This is a genomic window from Ktedonobacter sp. SOSP1-52, assembly GCF_016587395.1.
In genome coordinates, this window is the sequence record NZ_BNJH01000005.1 from 865,885 (window position 1) to 884,160 (window position 18,276).

Annotated in this window: 18 protein-coding genes; 11 read left to right on the forward strand and 7 right to left on the reverse strand. The window is 54.5% G+C overall.

From position 1 onward, the window contains the following. Positions 1-157: 157 nt before the first annotated feature. Complete coding sequence (locus JMJ16_RS44240; protein ID WP_201392022.1) at positions 158-925, reverse strand: MBL fold metallo-hydrolase; 768 nt, start codon at positions 923-925, stop codon at positions 158-160. Positions 926-1,103: 178 nt separating this feature from the next. Between JMJ16_RS44240 and JMJ16_RS44245 the strand changes: the two genes are divergently transcribed. Further along, complete coding sequence (locus JMJ16_RS44245; RefSeq protein WP_201392023.1) at positions 1,104-1,523, forward strand: Lrp/AsnC family transcriptional regulator; 420 nt, start codon at positions 1,104-1,106, stop codon at positions 1,521-1,523. Between the two features lie 132 nt (positions 1,524-1,655). Here the strand turns inward: JMJ16_RS44245 and JMJ16_RS44250 are convergent, their stop codons facing one another. After that, a complete protein-coding gene (locus JMJ16_RS44250; RefSeq protein WP_201392024.1) occupies positions 1,656-2,690 on the reverse strand; it encodes a WD40 repeat domain-containing protein in 1,035 nt (344 codons plus the stop codon). Between the two features lie 657 nt (positions 2,691-3,347). Between JMJ16_RS44250 and JMJ16_RS44255 the strand changes: the two genes are divergently transcribed. Next, on the forward strand, positions 3,348-3,779 hold the full coding sequence (locus tag JMJ16_RS44255) for a MerR family transcriptional regulator (RefSeq protein WP_201391643.1): 432 nt from the start codon (positions 3,348-3,350) through the stop codon (positions 3,777-3,779). Between the two features lie 18 nt (positions 3,780-3,797). Here the strand turns inward: JMJ16_RS44255 and JMJ16_RS44260 are convergent, their stop codons facing one another. Further along, the gene (locus tag JMJ16_RS44260) at positions 3,798-5,180 is read right to left on the reverse strand and encodes a transposase (RefSeq protein ID WP_201377970.1); all 1,383 of its coding nucleotides are present in this window, start codon (positions 5,178-5,180) and stop codon (positions 3,798-3,800) included. A 128-nt stretch (positions 5,181-5,308) separates the two neighbouring features. Between JMJ16_RS44260 and JMJ16_RS44265 the strand changes: the two genes are divergently transcribed. The 5 genes from JMJ16_RS44265 (at position 5,309) to JMJ16_RS44285 (ending at position 9,364) form a co-directional block, all read left to right on the forward strand. Continuing rightward, complete coding sequence (locus JMJ16_RS44265) at positions 5,309-5,821, forward strand: (2Fe-2S)-binding protein (RefSeq protein WP_201392025.1); 513 nt, start codon at positions 5,309-5,311, stop codon at positions 5,819-5,821. Further along, complete coding sequence (locus JMJ16_RS44270; protein ID WP_201392026.1) at positions 5,808-6,791, forward strand: xanthine dehydrogenase family protein subunit M; 984 nt, start codon at positions 5,808-5,810, stop codon at positions 6,789-6,791. Before JMJ16_RS44265 ends, JMJ16_RS44270 begins: the two co-directional genes overlap by 14 nt. After that, positions 6,788-7,129, forward strand: coding sequence for a xanthine dehydrogenase family protein molybdopterin-binding subunit (locus JMJ16_RS56270; protein WP_201392027.1), 342 nt, complete (start codon positions 6,788-6,790; stop codon positions 7,127-7,129). The genes JMJ16_RS44270 and JMJ16_RS56270 overlap by 4 nt, the downstream gene beginning before the upstream one ends. Then, complete coding sequence (locus JMJ16_RS44280; RefSeq protein ID WP_255553295.1) at positions 7,123-9,000, forward strand: xanthine dehydrogenase family protein molybdopterin-binding subunit; 1,878 nt, start codon at positions 7,123-7,125, stop codon at positions 8,998-9,000. Before JMJ16_RS56270 ends, JMJ16_RS44280 begins: the two co-directional genes overlap by 7 nt. A gap of 193 nt (positions 9,001-9,193) precedes the next feature. Continuing rightward, on the forward strand, positions 9,194-9,364 hold the full coding sequence (locus JMJ16_RS44285) for a hypothetical protein (protein ID WP_201392031.1): 171 nt from the start codon (positions 9,194-9,196) through the stop codon (positions 9,362-9,364). Between the two features lie 12 nt (positions 9,365-9,376). On the opposite strand, the gene JMJ16_RS44290 is transcribed toward JMJ16_RS44285, so the two are convergent. Beyond that, complete coding sequence (locus JMJ16_RS44290; protein WP_201392033.1) at positions 9,377-10,069, reverse strand: hypothetical protein; 693 nt, start codon at positions 10,067-10,069, stop codon at positions 9,377-9,379. A gap of 501 nt (positions 10,070-10,570) precedes the next feature. Here JMJ16_RS44290 and JMJ16_RS44295 point away from each other — a divergent pair. Beyond that, complete coding sequence (locus JMJ16_RS44295) at positions 10,571-10,930, forward strand: hypothetical protein (RefSeq protein WP_201392035.1); 360 nt, start codon at positions 10,571-10,573, stop codon at positions 10,928-10,930. An 81-nt stretch (positions 10,931-11,011) separates the two neighbouring features. On the opposite strand, the gene JMJ16_RS44300 is transcribed toward JMJ16_RS44295, so the two are convergent. Continuing rightward, positions 11,012-11,821, reverse strand: a complete 810-nt coding sequence (locus JMJ16_RS44300) for a class I SAM-dependent methyltransferase (protein ID WP_201392037.1) — start codon at positions 11,819-11,821, stop codon at positions 11,012-11,014. Positions 11,822-12,359: 538 nt separating this feature from the next. Here JMJ16_RS44300 and JMJ16_RS44305 point away from each other — a divergent pair. The 3 genes from JMJ16_RS44305 to JMJ16_RS44315 all read left to right on the forward strand — a co-directional run bounded on the left by JMJ16_RS44305 (position 12,360) and on the right by JMJ16_RS44315 (position 17,194). Next, positions 12,360-13,538 (forward strand): MFS transporter, encoded by a 1,179-nt coding sequence (locus JMJ16_RS44305; protein ID WP_201392039.1) that lies wholly within the window; start codon positions 12,360-12,362, stop codon positions 13,536-13,538. A gap of 298 nt (positions 13,539-13,836) precedes the next feature. Then, positions 13,837-16,176, forward strand: a complete 2,340-nt coding sequence (locus tag JMJ16_RS44310; RefSeq protein ID WP_201392041.1) for an RICIN domain-containing protein — start codon at positions 13,837-13,839, stop codon at positions 16,174-16,176. A gap of 115 nt (positions 16,177-16,291) precedes the next feature. Beyond that, on the forward strand, positions 16,292-17,194 hold the full coding sequence (locus JMJ16_RS44315; RefSeq protein ID WP_201392043.1) for an NAD(P)-dependent oxidoreductase: 903 nt from the start codon (positions 16,292-16,294) through the stop codon (positions 17,192-17,194). Here the strand turns inward: JMJ16_RS44315 and JMJ16_RS44320 are convergent. Continuing rightward, positions 17,191-17,790, reverse strand: coding sequence for a GNAT family N-acetyltransferase (locus JMJ16_RS44320; protein WP_201392045.1), 600 nt, complete (start codon positions 17,788-17,790; stop codon positions 17,191-17,193). The two genes, JMJ16_RS44315 and JMJ16_RS44320, sit on opposite strands and share 4 nt — an antisense overlap. After that, the gene (locus tag JMJ16_RS44325; protein ID WP_201392048.1) at positions 17,787-18,275 is read right to left on the reverse strand and encodes an SgcJ/EcaC family oxidoreductase; all 489 of its coding nucleotides are present in this window, start codon (positions 18,273-18,275) and stop codon (positions 17,787-17,789) included. The genes JMJ16_RS44320 and JMJ16_RS44325 overlap by 4 nt, the downstream gene beginning before the upstream one ends. Between the last annotated feature and the right edge of the window lies 1 nt (position 18,276).

Genomic DNA, 18,276 nt, shown 5'->3' on the forward strand with positions numbered 1-18,276 from the left:
TGGCATGTTTAATGGCATCTGAGCGTCCTTTCTTCTATAACTAATGCTCACTTTATCATGCAAAGAACAAGCGCGTAAAGAAGAGAATGAGAGGGATGTAGCGATGGAAACGACTCGTCCCCATCGCTACATCCCTCTCTCATCAGGTGGACTGTATTTAGAAGGTAAGGATCTCTCCGTCCTGAGGAATGGAGACTTGCTTCTCTAGCTCTTCTGCCTCTAGCTTGTCTCTCAATGCGGCACGCGTGAGGCGACAGTGATTGATTGTTTCCATGTGTACCGCTACGATGTTTGCCTCGGGAATGCTGCGGCATACCTGGCACACATCGTTCTCGTCCATAGTGATGGGGCCGCCGCCAGTGACAAAGGTTGGAGCACCAGCGTTGAGCATGACCACATCTGGTTTGTGCTGTGTGAGGGCCTGTTCAACGTCTGAGCACCAGATTGTATCGCCCGCGATATAGAGTGCTGGCTCTCCCTCGGCCTTCAATACAAAGCCAGAGACAGGACCCATCATTTTACCTAGCTCGCCTGTTCCGTGCTGCCCTCCAGTGCGGTCGATCTCAAGCCCACGCCACGTCAAGCGTTCACTTATCGGCAGAACCTGGGTGAAGCCTGCCTGCTCTAGCTTAGCCTGGTCTGCTGGCTGACAGAGTAGAGGTAAGTCTTTGGGGAGTAAGTCCTGTGCGGCTGGGTCCCAATGGTCACGATGCGTATGAGTTATTAAAACAGCGTCCAGGTTGTTGATTACCTGCTGTAACTCCTCATCGGAGAGTGGTAGCGGCATCATCGGGTTGCGTATCTGGTTGCCTGCGTTGGGAATGGGATCTATGGCTCCCTGAGGGCTGAGCATTGGATCGACCAGGATCTTGAGATTATGAATGGTCAGTACCAGGGTAGCGTGGCGCAGGAAGTGAATTTGCATTATGTTCCTCTTCTTCAGATTAATCTACCTAACGAATCTATCGTTTAGCTGCTCTTGTGATAAAATAATAGGATATTTCAAGCCCTCTGTACACAAAATATGGAAAGTAAGCGGACCTTTTGCTTTCCCTTTGTAAGGAAAGAGAGCATGGTTGCTAAACAGTTGTTATGGGATGATTATGGATACAACAGATATTGCTATTGTTCAGGCTTTGCGAGAAGATAGCCGCCTATCTATGCGTAAGCTTGCTGCGGTGGTTCATATGAGCGCGCCAGCCGTGGCTGAGCGTGTGCGTCGCCTGGAAGAAGAAGGGGTAATTACCGGCTACACTATTCGTGTGGATGAGCAAAAAATCGCTCCCAGGATGCTAGCATATGTAAATGTGCACATGAAAACGAATCATCACCAGAGCTTTCTCCAGCTTATTGAGGGCAGGGAAGAGGTACGTGAGTGCCATCGTATTGCTGGCGGGAATGTCTGTTATCTGTTGAAACTGGAAGTGATCGATCAGAGCACGCTCAATGAATTTTTAGATATCCTACTCCCCTATGCCAATTATAGTCTCAATGTTGTTATTGCCTCGACCATCAAACCATAGCGGCGACTCTACCTCCCTCTAGTACAGCTGGACAAAGATATCTCAATGGTCAAAAGAAGAACAATGACGAGAAAATGACGGAGGTCATGAGGCGAATTCTTCTATAGAAAAATAAGGTCCAAGCAATGGGGGTTATGGGATCGCCCAGAATCGTACAGTGGAATCACTGCTGCCGGAAGCGATAAGCTTGCCATCAGGAGACCAGGCCACGGATTTGATCACGGCGAAATAGTTAGTGAGATCGTTTGTAGAGGTGAAGACAGTCTTTTTTGTAGTTGCGTCCCAGATCTGCATGGTACGATCATCGCTGCCCGACGCGATGTACTTGCCATCAGGAGACCAGGCCACAGCGTTGACCCGGTCGGCATGGCCTTGATAGGTCACGCTCCTGTTTCCGCTGGCGACATCCCAGACCTGCACCGTATGATCATTGCTACCTGACGCGATGTACTTGCCATTGGGGGACCAGGCCACTGTGTTGATCTGGTCTGTATGACCGCTATACGTCAGGTATTTGTGGCTATTGATGGCATCCCAGACCTGTACAGTATGATCCATGTTTCCTCCTGATGCGACGCGCCTGCCGTCGGGAGACCAAGCCACCGCATTCACTACATCTCTATGGCCCTCGTAGGTGACGCTTATGCTCCCCTTGAGAACATCGAGAATATACGCGTTATTCGACGCATCACCTAAAGCGATATGGCTACTATCGGGGGACCAGGCCACAGGTCCAACAGCATCGACAAAGTTATCGTAGGTGGTGAGGATAAGTTCCCCGGTTATCGCATTCCAAACTCGTACATTGGCGGAGGAATCTCCCGCGGCGATGTGTTTCCCATCAGGAGACCAGGCCACCGTGTTCATGACCGCCATCTCGCGATTAAATGTAAAGACGCTTTTTCCCGTGGCTATATTCCAAACCTGCATTGAGTGATCATCGCTGCTCGACACCATAGATGTGCTATCGGGAGACCAGGCCACCGAAAGAACCGCATCCGAGTGGCCGGTGTATGTGAAAAGAGGATGTGGGCGCGACGAAGAATGTATCCACCAGAGAAATCCCCCACCAGTTCCTGCGGCGACTCCTACTGTTGCGATACTGAGAAGCGCTACTCGGCGAGAGAGGCGAGATTTTAGAGGTTTTTGCTGGATAACTTCACTCATAAGATATAGGTTCTCTTTTCCATCATACTAAGAATTAGCCAATCACCCCCTACACCGTTCGGGCCTGAATATATCGATGTATAGTGGCAATAGGATATCATAAGTCATCGGAAAATACTTCTTGTATCTTCCACTATATAAGGGCTAAATAGGGTCAAAAATGTTGGACGCGAAAGAAGTTGTGCGCACAACTTCTTTCGCGTCCATTTGGAAATTGTTGTTGCCTACATACAAATATACTGGAGGTTGAGTATTAACCGTACATAAAACCACCGTTTTACGTACATTCCCCACAAGACTCACAGAGAGGCATGAAACCGCCAAATTGGGGCCCCAACACTTTTTCCCTGCGTTTGCCCCGCTAAGCAAGAGAGGGAATCAAAAGCATTTGAGAAGAAAATGAGACCCTTGAAAACCTCTTTGGGCTCTAGAGAAATAGGAAAAAAAGGTTTTGCTACGCAAAATGGAGGGCTCACGCCAGCTACTTGGTATTCTCCGACTCAGCATCATCTCGAAATACTCCTTTGTCTTCTCATACAGGTATTGTTGCTTGCTTAGCGGGAAAAACGCGGGGGGGAATGTTGGGACCCCTCCTGGACAGAAAAAGTCACTCCAAACTCTTGACCTGGAGTTCACTCCAGGTTGTATAGTTGGGGCATGGAAACAAATTTTTCGATTCAACAGGTTGCTCAGCAGACCGGACTGAGCAGCGATACGCTGCGCTACTATGAACGCATCGGGCTGATTGAGCCGGTACAGAGAGCGCCAAACGGCCATCGCCGTTATAGTCAGCAAGATATCTCCTGGCTCCAGACGCTGATTCGCCTGCGCGAGACGGATATGCCGCTGGCGCAGATGATTCATTTTGCAGCGCTGCGTCGCCAGGGTGATGCCACTGCGACCGAGCGCCGGTTGATCCTGGAAGAACACCAACGCGCTCTGGAAGAACATATGCACAAGTTAGAGCAGCATATGGCCGCGCTGCAACGGAAGATCACGCACATGCGCGAGGTTGAAGAACGTAATAACGCGGCAGTCGCCCAGGTCTACGCGACACTTCAAGATGAGCCCACGGATACCGTTATTTAACGATAGAATCGATAGGACCTAAGTTTTGGCCAAATAAATGGCGACATGCGCAGGAGCGACGAAGGTTTGGAAAGGGCTGAGTAAGACAGGAGCCAGCGGAGCATCCTGATTGAGTCCGATCTGACGGACGCGCCCCCACGCATCAAGGAGGAGAAAGCCACTGATATGAAAAACATCGCGTACCAAACGCAAAGGTCCGTAGTGCTGCACCGCAGAGGTCGTTACGACCAACCACTCTTGTGCCCAGACGAGCACATTGTGGACCAGGCTGCCCAAGAGCATAACCATCTGTTGCGCTTCAAACCGCTTTTTGCTGCGCTTGCCGAGGGCACCCCCCTGTTTGTCGCCTTTGAACGAGGTTTCGACCCCACCTCCACGCTGATCGTAGAGACGCAGGTGGGCAAGCAGCAGATCCTTGACAGGATCAAGACTGTGGACAAGCAGGCCATCACTCAGTTCTTCAACCTCATCGGGCAGCAGGCTGCAGATCAGGACCGCGATGCCCCACTGTCCATTAGGTTTGCGCTTACGAACTGCGATGCGCCTCACAGGCCGCACATACTCCGGCGCTTCCACTTCGACCCATCCCACTTGCCGCCCCGGCTCATCGGGATCGTCAACCCAACGGGTCACGGAAGCTGCCAGGCGAGTCGCACGTTGGCCGGAGTAATCCTTGCACAGGATCTGGTAGCCTTGGGTGAGCGACCAGTTCACATCGTTCATGCTGCCACCCCCAGCATCCACCCGCAACAGGGTGCGCGCGCGTTTCGCGCCATTAAGGTCCAGGATCTCCTCGGCAGCTTGAACCAGAGGCACAAACGCCTCGGACAGTTTGGTCCGGCCCTCAAAGAGTTGATCGACGACGACTTCCCCGTAGCGGGTCGCCAGGACACGGCCCAATTGCCGTCCACGGCGGTTGCGCGCCCCAGCAAAGTAGCCTTTGGTAGCCAGAGCAGCCTTTTTGCCACACGGCAGACCCGTGAGATCAACATCCAGGATTTGAAATTGCCGATGGTAGTCATGCCGATAGCCTTGGCTGTGTTGGCGATACATCAGCTTCATCGCGTGCTCCATTTGCTTCACCGTCTCGGCGGTACAGGCAGAGAGCGTTTCCTGGACGACCGATTGCTCGGCGCAGCGCGTCCGTCCAAACGCGTGTTGCAGCGCACGATCGCTCCTCAAGCGGCTGTTGATCTCCACCAGCCCTGTGGCTCCCGCCAGGATACTGATGAAGGCATCGGACAGTTTCTCAAAGGGCGTGTCTTTCACGGTCTTCTGCGGGATCTGAACGAGCTTTCGGATCGGTGCCAGCAGATCCAGGGTGCGTAGTTTGATGCCCAGTGCGGCTAGGCTCGCACATCCGGTAAAACGTTGGGTCAGTTTCATCGTAGATTCTGTCATGATGATGAATCTCCTCTTGTTTGGTTGACTTTCTGCAAGAGCTATAGATCATCATCTTTTTCTTTGCAAGCTCTTCTTTTGCCAAGCTTGCTGCCACTATTTTGGCCAAAATTTACGTAGGAAAAGATATGGCTACTTCCACAGAGACATCCCTAGATGCTCAACTGATTGCTGTGACGTTGCGTGTCAATGGCACAAAGCACGCGCTGCTCCTGGATACCCGCGTGACACTGCTTGACGCGCTGCGCGAACATCTTGGACTGACGGGCACAAAAAAGGGCTGTGACCACGGAGCATGCGGCGCTTGCACGGTCCTGGCCGATAACCAGCGTATTCTCTCCTGCCTCACCCTCGCTGCGATGTGCGAAGGGCGAGAGATTACGACGATTGAAGGCCTGGCCAATGGAGAGGAGCTTCACCCCATGCAGGCAGCCTTTATCGCTCACGATGGCTTTCAGTGCGGCTATTGCACTTCGGGACAGATCATGTCCGCCGTGGCTCTGCTCAACGAGGGGCACACGACTTCTCAGGAAGAGATCCGCGAGTTTATGAGTGGCAATCTCTGCCGCTGTGGCGCTTACTCCAATATTGTGGCCGCGATCTGGAGCGTGGTAGAGGGAGAAAAAGATGCGACCTTTTAGCTACTGGCGCGCCGAAAACGAGGCGGGCGCCATTGCGCGCCTGACAGCCTACCCCGGGGCAGCGTACATCGCTGGCGGCACGACGCTGCTGGACCTGATGAAGGATGATGTGCTCCATCCCGATCTGCTGGTAGATATTACACACCTCCCTCTGTGGGGCATTGAAGTCACCGAAGACGCGATAGTGATTGGCGCGCTGACTACCATGAGCGAGGCGGCGGATAACGCGCTGCTCCGCGAGCGTTATCCGCTGATCACGCAAGCGCTGCTGGCCAGCGCGTCACAACAACTACGCAATATGGCAACGCTCGGCGGCAATCTGCTCCAGCGCACGCGCTGCTCCTACTTCCGCGATCCCGTCTTTGCCTGCAATAAACGCATGCCTGGCTCCGGCTGTGCCGCGCTGGTTGGCGAAAACCGCGTGCACGCCATTTTCGGTACCAGCGAGAACTGTATCGCAACCCACGGCTCTGATCTCGCCGTGGCCCTGATAGCGCTGGATGCTGCGCTAGAGGTGCACGGACCAAACGGCTCGCGGCGCATTCCGCTGGCCCATTTTTATCTTCTGCCTGGCACAACGCCGGAACGTGAGCATGTTCTCAAACCCGGTGAGCTGATTGCCGCGCTGGAAATTCCGACGACGTTCAATGCCTCTCGCTCAACCTATCTCAAGGTGCGCGATCGCGCCTCCTACGAGTTCGCCCTGGTTTCAGCCGCCGTGGCCCTGGAACTGGACGGTTCAACTGTCCGCGCGGCGCGGATCGCGCTGGGTGGAGTGGGAACAATCCCCTGGCGGGTACGCGCCGCGGAAGCACTGCTCCAGAATGCGCCTCTCGCCAGAGAAACCTGCGCCGCCGCCGCGGAAGCGGCCCTGACAGGGGCTATCCCCCAACGCGATAACGCGTTTAAGATTGAACTCACCCGGCGTACACTGATACGCGCCCTGACCACAGTAGGAGGCATCGCATGACTCAAAGCGCTCCACAAACATCCTCGCCCAGCGTAGGCCAGCCGGTTGACCGCGTCGATGGGCTGCTCAAGGTAACAGGCCAGGCCCGCTATCCCGCGGAATTTCCCTTTGAGCGCATGGCGCATGCGGTTATTGTGCAGAGCACCATCGCGCGCGGTAGCATTAAAACGATCGAGACAGTTGCGGCGGAAGCAGCTCCAGGTGTGCTTGCGGTGCTGACGCATCTCAACGCGCCGCGCTTGCACTCCAGCCCCCCAGCTTTGTGGTGGGGTCAGCGCCGCCGCCGCCTCTCCAAGACCAACACATCTCTTATCATGGCCAGCATATCGCTGTGGTAGTAGCAGAAACGCTTGAGCAAGCCACTTTTGCCGCGACTTTGATCACGGTCGATTACCAGGAGGAAACGCCGCTGCTCCGACTCGATGATCCGCACGCGCAGGTGCTCGACAACGCTTTTCCCGACGTAGTGCGTGGCGAGCCCGAAGCTGCTCTAGCCAGGGCTCCGGTACGCGTGGAAGCAACTTACACTACTCCGACGCAGCACCACAATCCGCTGGCGCCGGCTGCGACTATCGCCAGTTGGGATGGCGAGACGTTAACGCTCCACGATTCGACGCAGGGAGTCTACAATACCCGCGCTCAACTGGCAATGATGCTCGGCCTGGAGATAACGCAGGTACGCGTGCTGGCTCCGTTCATCGGCGGCGCGTTCGGCAGCGGACTGCGCCCCTGGCCACACGTGGTTCTGGCCGCTATCTCGGCCCGTCAGGTAGGCCGCCCGGTCAAACTGGTGCTCACCCGCGAGCAGATGTACACAACCACTGGCTACCGCCCGCGCAGTGTACAGCGTGTAGCCCTCTGCGCAACCCGCAAGGGCCAGCTTCTCGCTACAATCCACGAGGGCACCGAGCCAGTGGCAATGAATGACGACTTTCGCGAAGGCCTGACGCGCGCGACCGCTCTGCTTTACGCCAGCCCTCACCTGCGCACTGCCTATCGTCAGGTGCGTCTCAATGTCGCTGTACCCACCTGGATGCGTGGCCCTGGTGAATCGACCGGCCTTTTCGCGCTTGAAAGCGCGTTGGACGAATTGGCGTACGCCCTGGACATTGATCCGCTTGAACTGCGCCTGCGCAATGACACGCCGGTCCATCCCCAGAGCGGCCAACCGTGGTCAAGCCGGAAGCTGCGCGAATGCTTTGAACTGGGCGCTCAAGCCTTTGGCTGGGAACGTCGCCCACGCGCTCCGCGCTCTCTGCGCGACGGTCATGAACTGATCGGCTGGGGCGTGTCTGGCAGCTACTATCCCTACAACCGCCAGCTGGCAGAAGCCCGTGTGCGCTTGCTGGCTGATGGCAGCGTGCTGATCCAGACCAGCGCGACCGACATCGGCCCCGGCACCGCTACCATTCTGGCTCAGATTGCCTCGGATGCGCTCGGCCTGCCCCTGGCAAGGATTCGCTGCGAGCTGGGCGACAGCAACTCTCCCGTCTCGCCCAACCAGGGCGGCTCTATGCTCGCCGCCAGCGCCGGCTCGGCGGTCCACGCGACCGCTGCCACGCTGCTGGAACAGACACTCGCGCTCGTTCAGGAAGACGAGTATTCGCCATTGCGCGGGGCAAGCCCAAAGATGATACTAACCGGAGACGGATATATCGCGCTCAAAAACGATCCCACGCGCCGCGAGAGCTATACCGCCATTCTCCAACGCCATGGCCTGGATCTGCTCGAGGCCACAGGCCGAGCTGCCCCTGGCGACGAGGCCCAGCGGTTTGGCACGGGCATCTTCGGAGCAAAATTTGTCGAGGTGCGCGTAGACGCCGAGCTGGGCAGGATTCGTGTGAGTAGAGTGCTCTCGGTCATCGCGGCTGGCCGTATTCTCAACCCGAAAACTGCGCGCAGTCAGGTTATCGGTGGTACCGTTGGCGGCATTGGCATGGCCCTGCTGGAACAGACCCGCATGGACGAGACAATAGGCCGCATCGTCAACGCCAACTTTGCCGACTACGCCATCCCGGTCCACGCGGATATTCCCCCGCTCGAAGTGCTCTTTGTCGAAGAGCCCGACCTAGAACTCAATCCGCTCGGCGTCAAGGGCGTCGGCGAAGTCGCCATCGTCGGTATTGCGCCGGCTATCGCCAACGCTATCTACCATGCCACAGGCCGCCGTGTGCGCGACCTGCCTATTACCATGGACAACCTTTTATAGAAGTTGAGAGAACAAGGGCCGAGGGCTTGTAAATGACAAAATTCGCAGAGCGATCTCATTTACAACCAGATTATCGCCTGGCCGAGATCGCCAAAGGCACAAATGTGACGGTTAATAGCGTTTTGCCGGGACCAACGAGGACCGAGGGGGTTAGTGAATTTATTCAGTCACTGTCCCTGGCGAGAAGTCAGAGGTGGCCGAGCGCAAATCTATACAGGAGAATCGCCCTACCTCTTTGATCGAGCACCTGATTCAGCCTGAAGAAGTGGCGGCGCTGGTCACCTTGATCTGTAGCCCGCTTGCTGGGGTCGTCGATGGAGCTGCGCTACGCGCGGAAGGAGGTCTGGTACGTAGTGTTTTCTAAGTTTCGGATCGGCTACTCTTTTGTTCGCCTAAAGTATTCGATGAGATATGGATCGAAGTGTCTCTCGACCAGTTCCGTCATTTCCTCGCTGGAGTGACTTCCGTCTACCTCAACGACTGAAAGCGAAAGGGTTTCCGCCTGCTGCTTGACATAGCGAGCAAGCTGGCAGTCGCGGGCGATGATGTTACGCAGGCGTTGCTCAGGGTTGCTGCCCTCGTTATAGACGCCATGCCGTTTCTGGCGTCTGACCAGTTCAGCCTGCTTGCGGCGTCGAGCCTGGTCGCAGAAGGTATCAGTGGGAACCAGCCAGATTGCTTGCTGGGGACTGGAGAGATAGGGGGCGACACACTCTGGAAAGAAGTTCCCCTCGGCGACAATAAAGTTTTCTCTGGGCAGAGCCAGGAGATCCTCGATGACCAGCGCAAAGTTCCTGGCCCACGATTCAATGGTTTCTTGAAACACTTCTTCAACTGGGCGCTGTATCCAGCGCTGGTCCATGCTCATACTTAGAAATTTCTGTGCCTCAACGTCGCCAGCGGCTATACGTCGCGCAAAATGATGACTTGCAAGCGCATCGACATGATAATCAAGGAAGACATAGATCCGGGTGATGGTATGGCTGATCGTGGATTTTCCTGAGCAGGGGGAACCGGCAATCCATAGAACATGTGAGAGCGCTTGCGCAATGTCGCTTTGTGTTGGCATCAGATATTTCCTCCCAAGCTAGCTGTCTATAGCGTTTGTTGAGAGTATACATGAGTATTTGTGCAAAAACATTGTCCAAATGGCGGATGTATATTCTTGACGTATCTTGTACAATAAGGAAGGATAAACCAAAAGCCCGGCGCATACATCAGTAGCGCCGGGTTTGTTTGTGTTTTTGTAAAATATCCAGAAATCCCGCTTGACTTAGAGCGCGCTCTAAGATGTAGACTATTGTCTATGAATATGAAAGATAGTCTCTCTGGTTCTGTATTCTCCTCCCGCAAAGAAGCTTTTTTAGATAGAAGTACACGCTATGGCTCCCTTACATTGCCACAGCTTTTGCCTCCTTGCTTCGTCGTATTATTGGACAACTTTCCACTTTTTTTGAATCTGGGAAGTAATCAGCACCCAAAGAGGTTATAGAGGGTGTAGAACTATTCGTACCTTTGGCTCCATAGTGTTATCTATCTCTGGTTGGTAAGTTTGAAAGTGAGGTTTTGCATGTCTTTTTCATCATCTCTCCAGTCACATACATCCTCAGTATCAGCCGATGCGCTACAAGCTTTTCCGCGCTCCCTGGCCCAGGTCGCGCCCACAACATTGCTTACTCAGTTACAGGAAGAGCGACTCATCGCTGAAGCGCAAGAAGGGCATGTTACCTTGAAGCTTACGGCAGATGTGAGCGTTGGGCTTTTGGGAACGGACGCGCCAATCTTAAGTCAGAGCTTATTTCTGGCGACAGGAACGGTCGAGGTGCTAGCAAGCTTCTGCGGACAGTTCCTTGAGTTTCGCTACAACCGCCTCTCAGGTTCAGGCGAGGAGTATCCTATGCGCCTGCTCCTGCATGGAGCCGCGCTTTAAGATAGAAGTTTATGATGTATGGAGCCAGGTTAGCAAAGCTAACCTGGCTCCATACATCATGATCTGATAAGGCACGTTGTGTTACCTGCTTGGAAGCTTACGTGCGCGCAGCCCCATAAAAAGGGGAATTTCCTGGTAGGCCCTGTTCTCGGCCCTGGCGTGTGGCCCGCTGGATGTCTTATAGGTACATAGCTCGCGCATCTGGTCAAGCACGAGGCCACTGGAGGCGAGATCATTAATGTACTGTTGCAAGGGGCGATGAAAGCATAGGCTCTGCCCCTGGCGCCCATTGGCGTATTCCTTCATGGGAACGGCCAGCGGGGTCAGGTAGCGATCAATGCGCCGATATTGTAGTTGGCGTTCCTCCTGCCAGCCCCAGCCACTTTGACGCGGCACACGAAAACAGGGGTGAATCATCACAATTACAAGCCTCCCACCGCCGCGTAAAGCCCAGGCTGCCCCCTCTAGTACTGAACTCAGAGGGTCCATATCCTGAATACTGAGCAGAAAGACTATGCCATCAAAGGTTGCTTGTTCTATCCCTGAAATCAGGTCAAGGCGACTGGCATCTCCTTGTAGGAAGGTGCCTATGCGTCCATGATGGGCGCGGGCGCGCTGGAGTAGCCTTGTGCTGGCATCAATGCCGACATAGGAGGCACCCGCGCGTGTGATATGAGGTGCCAGGACGCCCTGGCCCGCGCCAATATCCAGGATACGCTCACCGCGCCGGGGGGCAAGCAATTCCAAGGTGGCGGGGATCGCCAGCTCACGATGCAGTGTGCTGCCATCCTTGCCGACCCAGCCATCGTACCATTCGGTATGCGCATCCCAACTAGTTCGCACTCTCTGCCCAGATGATGTGCCTCTGGCTGCTGTTTGTCTATATCGCACCGCTCTTTTCCTTTCGCTTGAAACCTGGGTTTCGCAAAAGAAGATAGATGTAACCACGGGGTTAGAGCACAGTACTACGGGACAGGAGAAGCGGGGAAGAGCTATCAGGCAGATGGTGGAAGCGGTGTGCGTAGAGACGAGATGTGTGTCGACCCAGGCGAATAGCGTACCATCTCAGACAGCTCTATCGGCTGCTGAGCCTGGCCCCGCTCTCCTTCGCTGGAAAGTGTCAAGCGATGTGAGGAAAAAGAGAAGAGGAACGTGATTGGAGATGTTGATGTTCAATCACTACAGGCTCATAACAGCAGATGCGCTTCTTCTTGGCCTGTAGCATGTGTTTCCCACGATGGACATCTCCCCTTTACTAACGAAACAATCTTTTATGGGGTGTAGTATAACATAGTGCTTGCTTGAAAAACAAGAGGTCGGGCGAGCATGCTCTTGAAATAGGACAGGTTCGCGTGGTACAGTTGCCAGAAGTCTCTGGCTTCTTGCTCTGCGGAAAGGGAGGCCATTACCAATATGAAGGAGTCGTCTTTTGTCCACACAGCCGATGGCGTTGCGAACGGCACGTTATGCTATTTCTCTTATGTTTTTCGCCAATGGGATGCTCCTGGCAAGTTGGGCGGCGCGCATCCCTACGATACAACAGCAGTTGCAGTTAGATCCAGGCCCGCTGGGTATTGCCCTCTGGGGGTTGGCGGTGGGGTCGCTCGTGGCCTTTTCCTACGTGGGATGGCTCATTGTTCACCTGGGAAGTCGTTTGACCACGACCATTGCGGCTATTGTGTGTTGTTGTAGTCTGGTGCTTCCGGCTCTTGCGCCTAACCTGCCACTCTTATGGCTCTCACTTATGCTGTTAGGTATGGGCAATAGTGTCATGGATGTGTCGATGAATGCCCAGGCCGCCTCTTTGGAAGAGAGCTATCGCAGACCAATTATGTCATCTTTTCACGGGCTCTGGAGCGTTGGCGCCCTGGTTGGGGCCAGTGGTGGCAGCCTTATGGCCTGGCTCAATATTATGCCTTTGTTCCATTTCCTGCTTGTTTCCGGGCTGCTCCTTCTGGTGGTCTTGCTTGCCAGTCGCTGGCTCTTGCCAACTACAGCCAAGCCCAGCGAGAAAACGCCAGTCTTCGCGCGCCCGACAAAGGCCTTGCTGGGGCTAGGCATCATTGGCTTCTGCTCCTTTATGAGTGAAGGCGCGATGGCGGATTGGAGCGGCGTCTACCTGCATCGCTCGCTGGGTACCAGTGCGGGATTGGCCGCGCTGGCTTTTGCCGTTTACTCGCTCGCTATGGCTGTTGCGCGTCTGCTGGGTGATTCTATTACAAAACGCATTGGACCAGTGCTCCATGTGCGTCTGGGTGGTTTTCTGGCAGCCCTGGGCCTGGGCCTGGCTCTGCTTTTCCAACAGCCCATTCTAGCGCTTGTGGGCTTGGCTTGTGTGGGAGCAGGGCTTGCCTGCCTGGCTCCGCTTGTCTTTAGCACTGCGAGCCGTATGCCTAACCTGGCTCCTGGTCTCGCCCTGGCCGCTGTGGCGACAATGTCCTACACTGGTTCGCTGGTTGGTCCTCCTGTGATTGGCCAGGTCGCGGAACTCATATCCTTGCCTTATGCGCTTGGCCTGTTGGCGCTTCTCGGCCTGGTCATTGTATTGCTGGCCCCCACGCTCGCGCGTGCTCCCAGGCAGGAGAGTAAGGCTGCGGAAGTGGCCTGACGCTGCTAAAGCACGCGTCTACATATGAAGGCGAGATCGGCTCCGTACCTTTATATGTAGACGCGTGCTTTAGCAGCGTCGGTCAGTATCTACAAACTTCTTAAAAGTATGCTACTATGATAAAGAGTATTATCTAGTAACCCCCTCTTCTATGCAAGAATGAACTGCTCCTGGAACCGTTCATTCTAAAGGCGTCAAATGGTCATCGGTGACCAGGGATGGTAGTTATTTGAGTACCATCCCTGAAAAGCGTGAGAAGACACTATGAAGGTGTCTATGTTTCAAGGAGGACCCTCTTATGCTTCGTCGTTTTAGCCTTCACTTCGCTCCTCGTCTCATCGCACTTTGTATGTTTGTCCTGTTTGCCTTTCTGGCGGAGGGACCCTTCGATGTGGCCCGTGCGGCCTCTACTGTCACTATTAACCCCTCTCAGCAGTATCAAACGCTTCAAGGTTGGGGATCTAGCATGGCCTGGTGGGCTAACTGGGCGGGTGGCTTGAGCGATAGCCAGCGTAATGCTCTGGCCGATGCTCTCTTTGATCCCAATAAGGGTATTGGCCTGAATGTCTTGCGCTATAACTTTGGGGCGGATGGTCCGGGCAATGTCTGCCATAACTCCATCGCCTCGGGTAAAGCAGGGATTTATACTAATCTCCCTACCTATGAGCCATCTGCCGGTACCTATGACTGGACGCAGGATGCGAACCAACGCTGGGTCCTCCAGGCTGCTCAGAACCGGGGTGCCAATCTCTTCGAGGGATTTGTAAACTCTCCTCCTGCCTGGATGCTTACGAATAGTTGTACCTCAGGGGCGAGCGGCAATGCCGAGAATCTGAGTAGCGCGCACTATGATGATTATGCCAGCTACCTGGCGACTATTGCTCAGCATTTTCATGATAGCTGGGGTCTGACGCTCCAGACGCTTGAACCATTTAACGAGCCGACTCCTGGCTACTGGAATTATCAAGGCGACCAGGAAGGCACCAATGTCTCTACCTCTACCCAGAATACAATCATCAATAAAGTTGGTGCCAGGCTTGATACGACCGGTGTCTCGGCCTATTCGGTGGTCTCGGCTCCTGACGATACGGCGGTGAACCGGTCAAACACGGACTACAATGCTTACGATAGCACGGCCAAAGGCTATGTCGTACAATATAATACTCATACCTATGGTGGCAGCGATAGCGACCGGGATTATGCCTATAGCACCATTGGGCAGGGCGGCAACAAGCGCCTGTGGATGTCAGAATGGGGCGCGGGCTCGCAGGGAAGTCAGATTGCCTCGGCTATTACTCTGTCCCAGCATATCCTGGATGATGAACAACACCTGCATCCAGCTGCGTGGGTGATCTGGCAAGCGGCCGACAATTACTTTGGGGCCGGAGGATCTGGCAATGCTGGTGCCAACGATGATCTCTGGGGCCTGGCCAGTACAGACAGCAATGGCAATATCATCTACCCATCGCGTTACTATGGCTTTGGGAACTACACCAAGTTTATTCGCCCTGGGTATAAGATGATAGGTAATAATGATGGTAGCACGTTCAGTGCCTATGATGCTGGATCGCATACCCTTGTGCTTGTAGCTACCAATAGCGGCTCCAGTAGCAATGCTGTTACGTACAACCTCTCAAATTTCACCAGTGTAGGTGGAACCGCGACTCCTTATCAGACAACGGCGAGCGCGAACCTGGCTCAACTGGCGAATATGAGCATCTCAAACAAGTCGTTTACCGCATCGCTCCCTGGCCAATCGATTACAACATTTGTCATTCCTAACGTGAGCTATACTGGCACAAACGCCGTGACCGAGGTTGACGACTCCGTTCAGGGCAGTGGGACCAACCAGTTCAATTATCAAGGAAGCGGTTGGGGGCATTGTACCAATTGTGGCGGCAATCTCTATAATGGCAGTGATAGCTGGGATGGACAGTCTGGCGACTCTGTCAGCCTGCAATTTACTGGCTCGCGCATCCGCCTCTATGGTGTCAAGGATACCAATGAAGGGATTGGCCTGGTCTCTATCGATAATGGGCCAACGCATGAAGTCGATTTCTATGCGTCACAGCGAGCCGGCAATCAGTTTATGTGGGAAAGCCCTGCACTCAGCTCTGGTACTCATACCTTCAAACTGAGTGTAACCGGGCGTAAAAATCCCCAGAGCACGAATGTCTGGCCCGCACTGGATCGAGTAGAGATAGATCCAGTGACCACTGGTTACGTGAAGATTGTGAACCGCAATAGTGGGAAGGCTCTCGACGTGACTGGCCAATCCACAAGTGATGGTGCGCTATTGGAGCAGTGGGATTACTGGGGTGGTGCTAATCAGCAGTGGCAACTGGTGGATGCTGGTGGTGGCTATGTCAAGATCGTGAGTCGCAATAGCGGCAAGCTCGTAGATGTCTCTCAAGGCTCTACCGCTGATGGTGCATCAGTCATCCAGTACACGGACAGCGGCGGGACCAATCAGCAATGGCAACTGGTAGATGTTGGTGGAGGGTATGTTAAGATCGTCAACCGCAACAGCGGTAAGGTGCTTGATGTAAGTGGTCAATCCACCAGCAATGGTGGCTCAGTCATCCAGTATACATATAATGGTGGCGCTAATCAGCAATGGCAGGTGCTGTCTGTCTGAGTAGGTAGGTAATATAGTGAGACGGATGCATTCTTCGTATCCGTCTCACTTTAGCAGAGAGTCCAGGCACGCATGGACCCTTGATTTTGTGAAGGTCTAGAAGCGAGGAGATGAAGTGGAGATTCGCACTGTTGCTATCTTGAGTCCAGGTGATATGGGGCATGCGATCGGCGTGGTCCTTCACCGGCATGGCCTGCGCGTCATTACCAGACTGCGTGACCGTAGTGCGCGGACACAGGCCCTGGCGAAGGCCGCTGGAATGCAGAATGCTCCTGATGATGAGACCCTTGTGCGCGAGGCTGATATCCTGCTCTCGATCATGCCACCAGCCAGCGCATACTCCTTCGGAGAACGTATTGCTTCAACTCTGAGTCATGTGAAGACCGAGCTACTTTTTGTAGATTGTAACGCCATTGCTCCGCGCACGGCACTGGCTCTCGATCAGTTATTGACGGAGGCGGGAGCGGGCTTTGTGGACGCCGGAATTATTGGAGGTCCGCCTCGGCCTGGCGAAAAGGGACCGCATATATATGTCTCCGGTACACGAGCGGCGGATGTCGCCCGCTTGAGCGAGTACGGCCTGGATGTGCGCGTTGTAGGCGCGCAGAGCGGCCAGGCATCTGGCCTCAAGATGTGCTATGCCTCGGTCACGAAAGGCCTGACGGCCCTGGCGACAGAAGCCCTGACCGCCGGTCGCGCACTGGGCCTACAGGACACACTGATTAACGAATTACAGGATTTGCCCGCCTTTCGCTCCATCAAGCGCTCGGTTCCTGGTATGCCACCCAAAGCCTATCGCTGGGTGGGCGAGATGCAAGAAATTGCACGCACCTTTGCGGACCTGGGGCTTCCTCCACAGATGCTGGAGGGGGCCGCAGCCCTTTATCACTTCGTCGAAGGCACCGAATTAGGCCTTGAGAAGCCGGAGCAACGCCAGCGCGGCCAGACGCTGGAAGAGGTGACCGAGATTCTAGCAGCCGCCTTGCCGAAGCAGATCAAGCCCGAGCAAGATAATTAACGTTTCTCGATAAGCGGGAGGCCAAAAAGGGCTGCTCCAGTCAGAGCTCGCTCTTTGTTCTCTTTTGTGGTGAGCAGCCCCAGGCCTCCTGTGTCTAAGAAGTGGACCGCGCTGGTAAGCTGGAAGCCTGCGTGTTCGATGCCCCGTTGCGATGCCACGTTGGCTGCTTGGTGAATGATCCAGAAGCGCTCATTTGTGGTGCATTCATGGCGCAGGATATATTGAAGCAAGCGAGGATAAATACCGTGACCTCGCCATGCTGGAAGCGTGATAAAGTAGTACAGGTAGCGGTTTTGTGAGGGAACCTGAAAGGTGACGAGTCCGCCGCCAAAGGCTGCCTTGCCAGTGGCGGACCACCCAACGGCGACGGCGTGCGCACCCATGCGCGCAAGATAAGGCTCATGGCCTGCTTGCATCAGTTTCAAGACTTCATCTTGAGTAGTCTCCATCATGAACGCCAGCTCCTCAAGATTTGCGGCTCTCTCCACCGAAAAATCGGGCAGTGGTGGCAAGGCTGGCAGTGCATCGCCTTTCCACCATGTCCATAGGAGGCCCGCCCGGTCTCCTATGCTATACGTTCCTTGATTGGTGGTCATTGTGCGAGCTCGCTTACTTCTCGCAGCTCTTCTGTCATCTGTTGGACCAGTTCGGGCCTGCCATGCAGTTGGGCCGGGGTGTTCTGGAGGGAGGCGATGTGCCAGTTCCCAGCATACCTGGTGACGACGATAGTCTGAATAGAATTGAGTGAGGGATCTATCTCGGTCTTGTCAGGCGGGACCATGCCAACGATAGCGCGGAGGGTGGCGACATCAGGCTGTAAGAAACGCACATTTTTGATTTTGTAGATGTAGGGTGGCGTGGGATGATGGTCAAAAATAGTTTTTAGCGTTGAGAAGATCTCTGCTTGCCCTATAAGCTGGCTTCCATCGAAGCCAATACTCTCTCCATCTTCATTGAAGAGGGCAGCGAAAGCTTTGGCATCGCGTTTATCCCAGCTCTCCAATAATTTGCTGTAGAGTTCTCTGACTTCACGCTCATTGGTGGCCTGCTCGTCTGGCGTTTGAAACATTCTTTTATTCATA

Excerpts from the sequence above, each read along its gene's own strand:
- JMJ16_RS44250 (WP_201392024.1), bottom strand. The coding sequence starts at position 2,690 with ATGAGTGAAGTTATCCAGCAAAAACCTCTAAAATCTCGCCTCTCTCGC.
- JMJ16_RS44240 (WP_201392022.1), bottom strand. The coding sequence starts at position 925 with ATGCAAATTCACTTCCTGCGCCACGCTACCCTGGTACTGACCATTCAT.
- JMJ16_RS44270 (WP_201392026.1), top strand. The coding sequence starts at position 5,808 with ATGCGACCTTTTAGCTACTGGCGCGCCGAAAACGAGGCGGGCGCCATT.
- JMJ16_RS44245 (WP_201392023.1), top strand. The coding sequence starts at position 1,104 with ATGGATACAACAGATATTGCTATTGTTCAGGCTTTGCGAGAAGATAGC.
- JMJ16_RS44260 (WP_201377970.1), bottom strand. The coding sequence starts at position 5,180 with ATGACAGAATCTACGATGAAACTGACCCAACGTTTTACCGGATGTGCG.
- JMJ16_RS44290 (WP_201392033.1), bottom strand. The coding sequence starts at position 10,069 with ATGCCAACACAAAGCGACATTGCGCAAGCGCTCTCACATGTTCTATGG.
- JMJ16_RS44295 (WP_201392035.1), top strand. The coding sequence starts at position 10,571 with ATGTCTTTTTCATCATCTCTCCAGTCACATACATCCTCAGTATCAGCC.
- JMJ16_RS44310 (WP_201392041.1), top strand. The coding sequence starts at position 13,837 with ATGCTTCGTCGTTTTAGCCTTCACTTCGCTCCTCGTCTCATCGCACTT.
- JMJ16_RS44255 (WP_201391643.1), top strand. The coding sequence starts at position 3,348 with ATGGAAACAAATTTTTCGATTCAACAGGTTGCTCAGCAGACCGGACTG.
- JMJ16_RS56270 (WP_201392027.1), top strand. The coding sequence starts at position 6,788 with ATGACTCAAAGCGCTCCACAAACATCCTCGCCCAGCGTAGGCCAGCCG.
- JMJ16_RS44325 (WP_201392048.1), bottom strand. The coding sequence starts at position 18,275 with ATGAATAAAAGAATGTTTCAAACGCCAGACGAGCAGGCCACCAATGAG.
- JMJ16_RS44265 (WP_201392025.1), top strand. The coding sequence starts at position 5,309 with ATGGCTACTTCCACAGAGACATCCCTAGATGCTCAACTGATTGCTGTG.
- JMJ16_RS44320 (WP_201392045.1), bottom strand. The coding sequence starts at position 17,790 with ATGACCACCAATCAAGGAACGTATAGCATAGGAGACCGGGCGGGCCTC.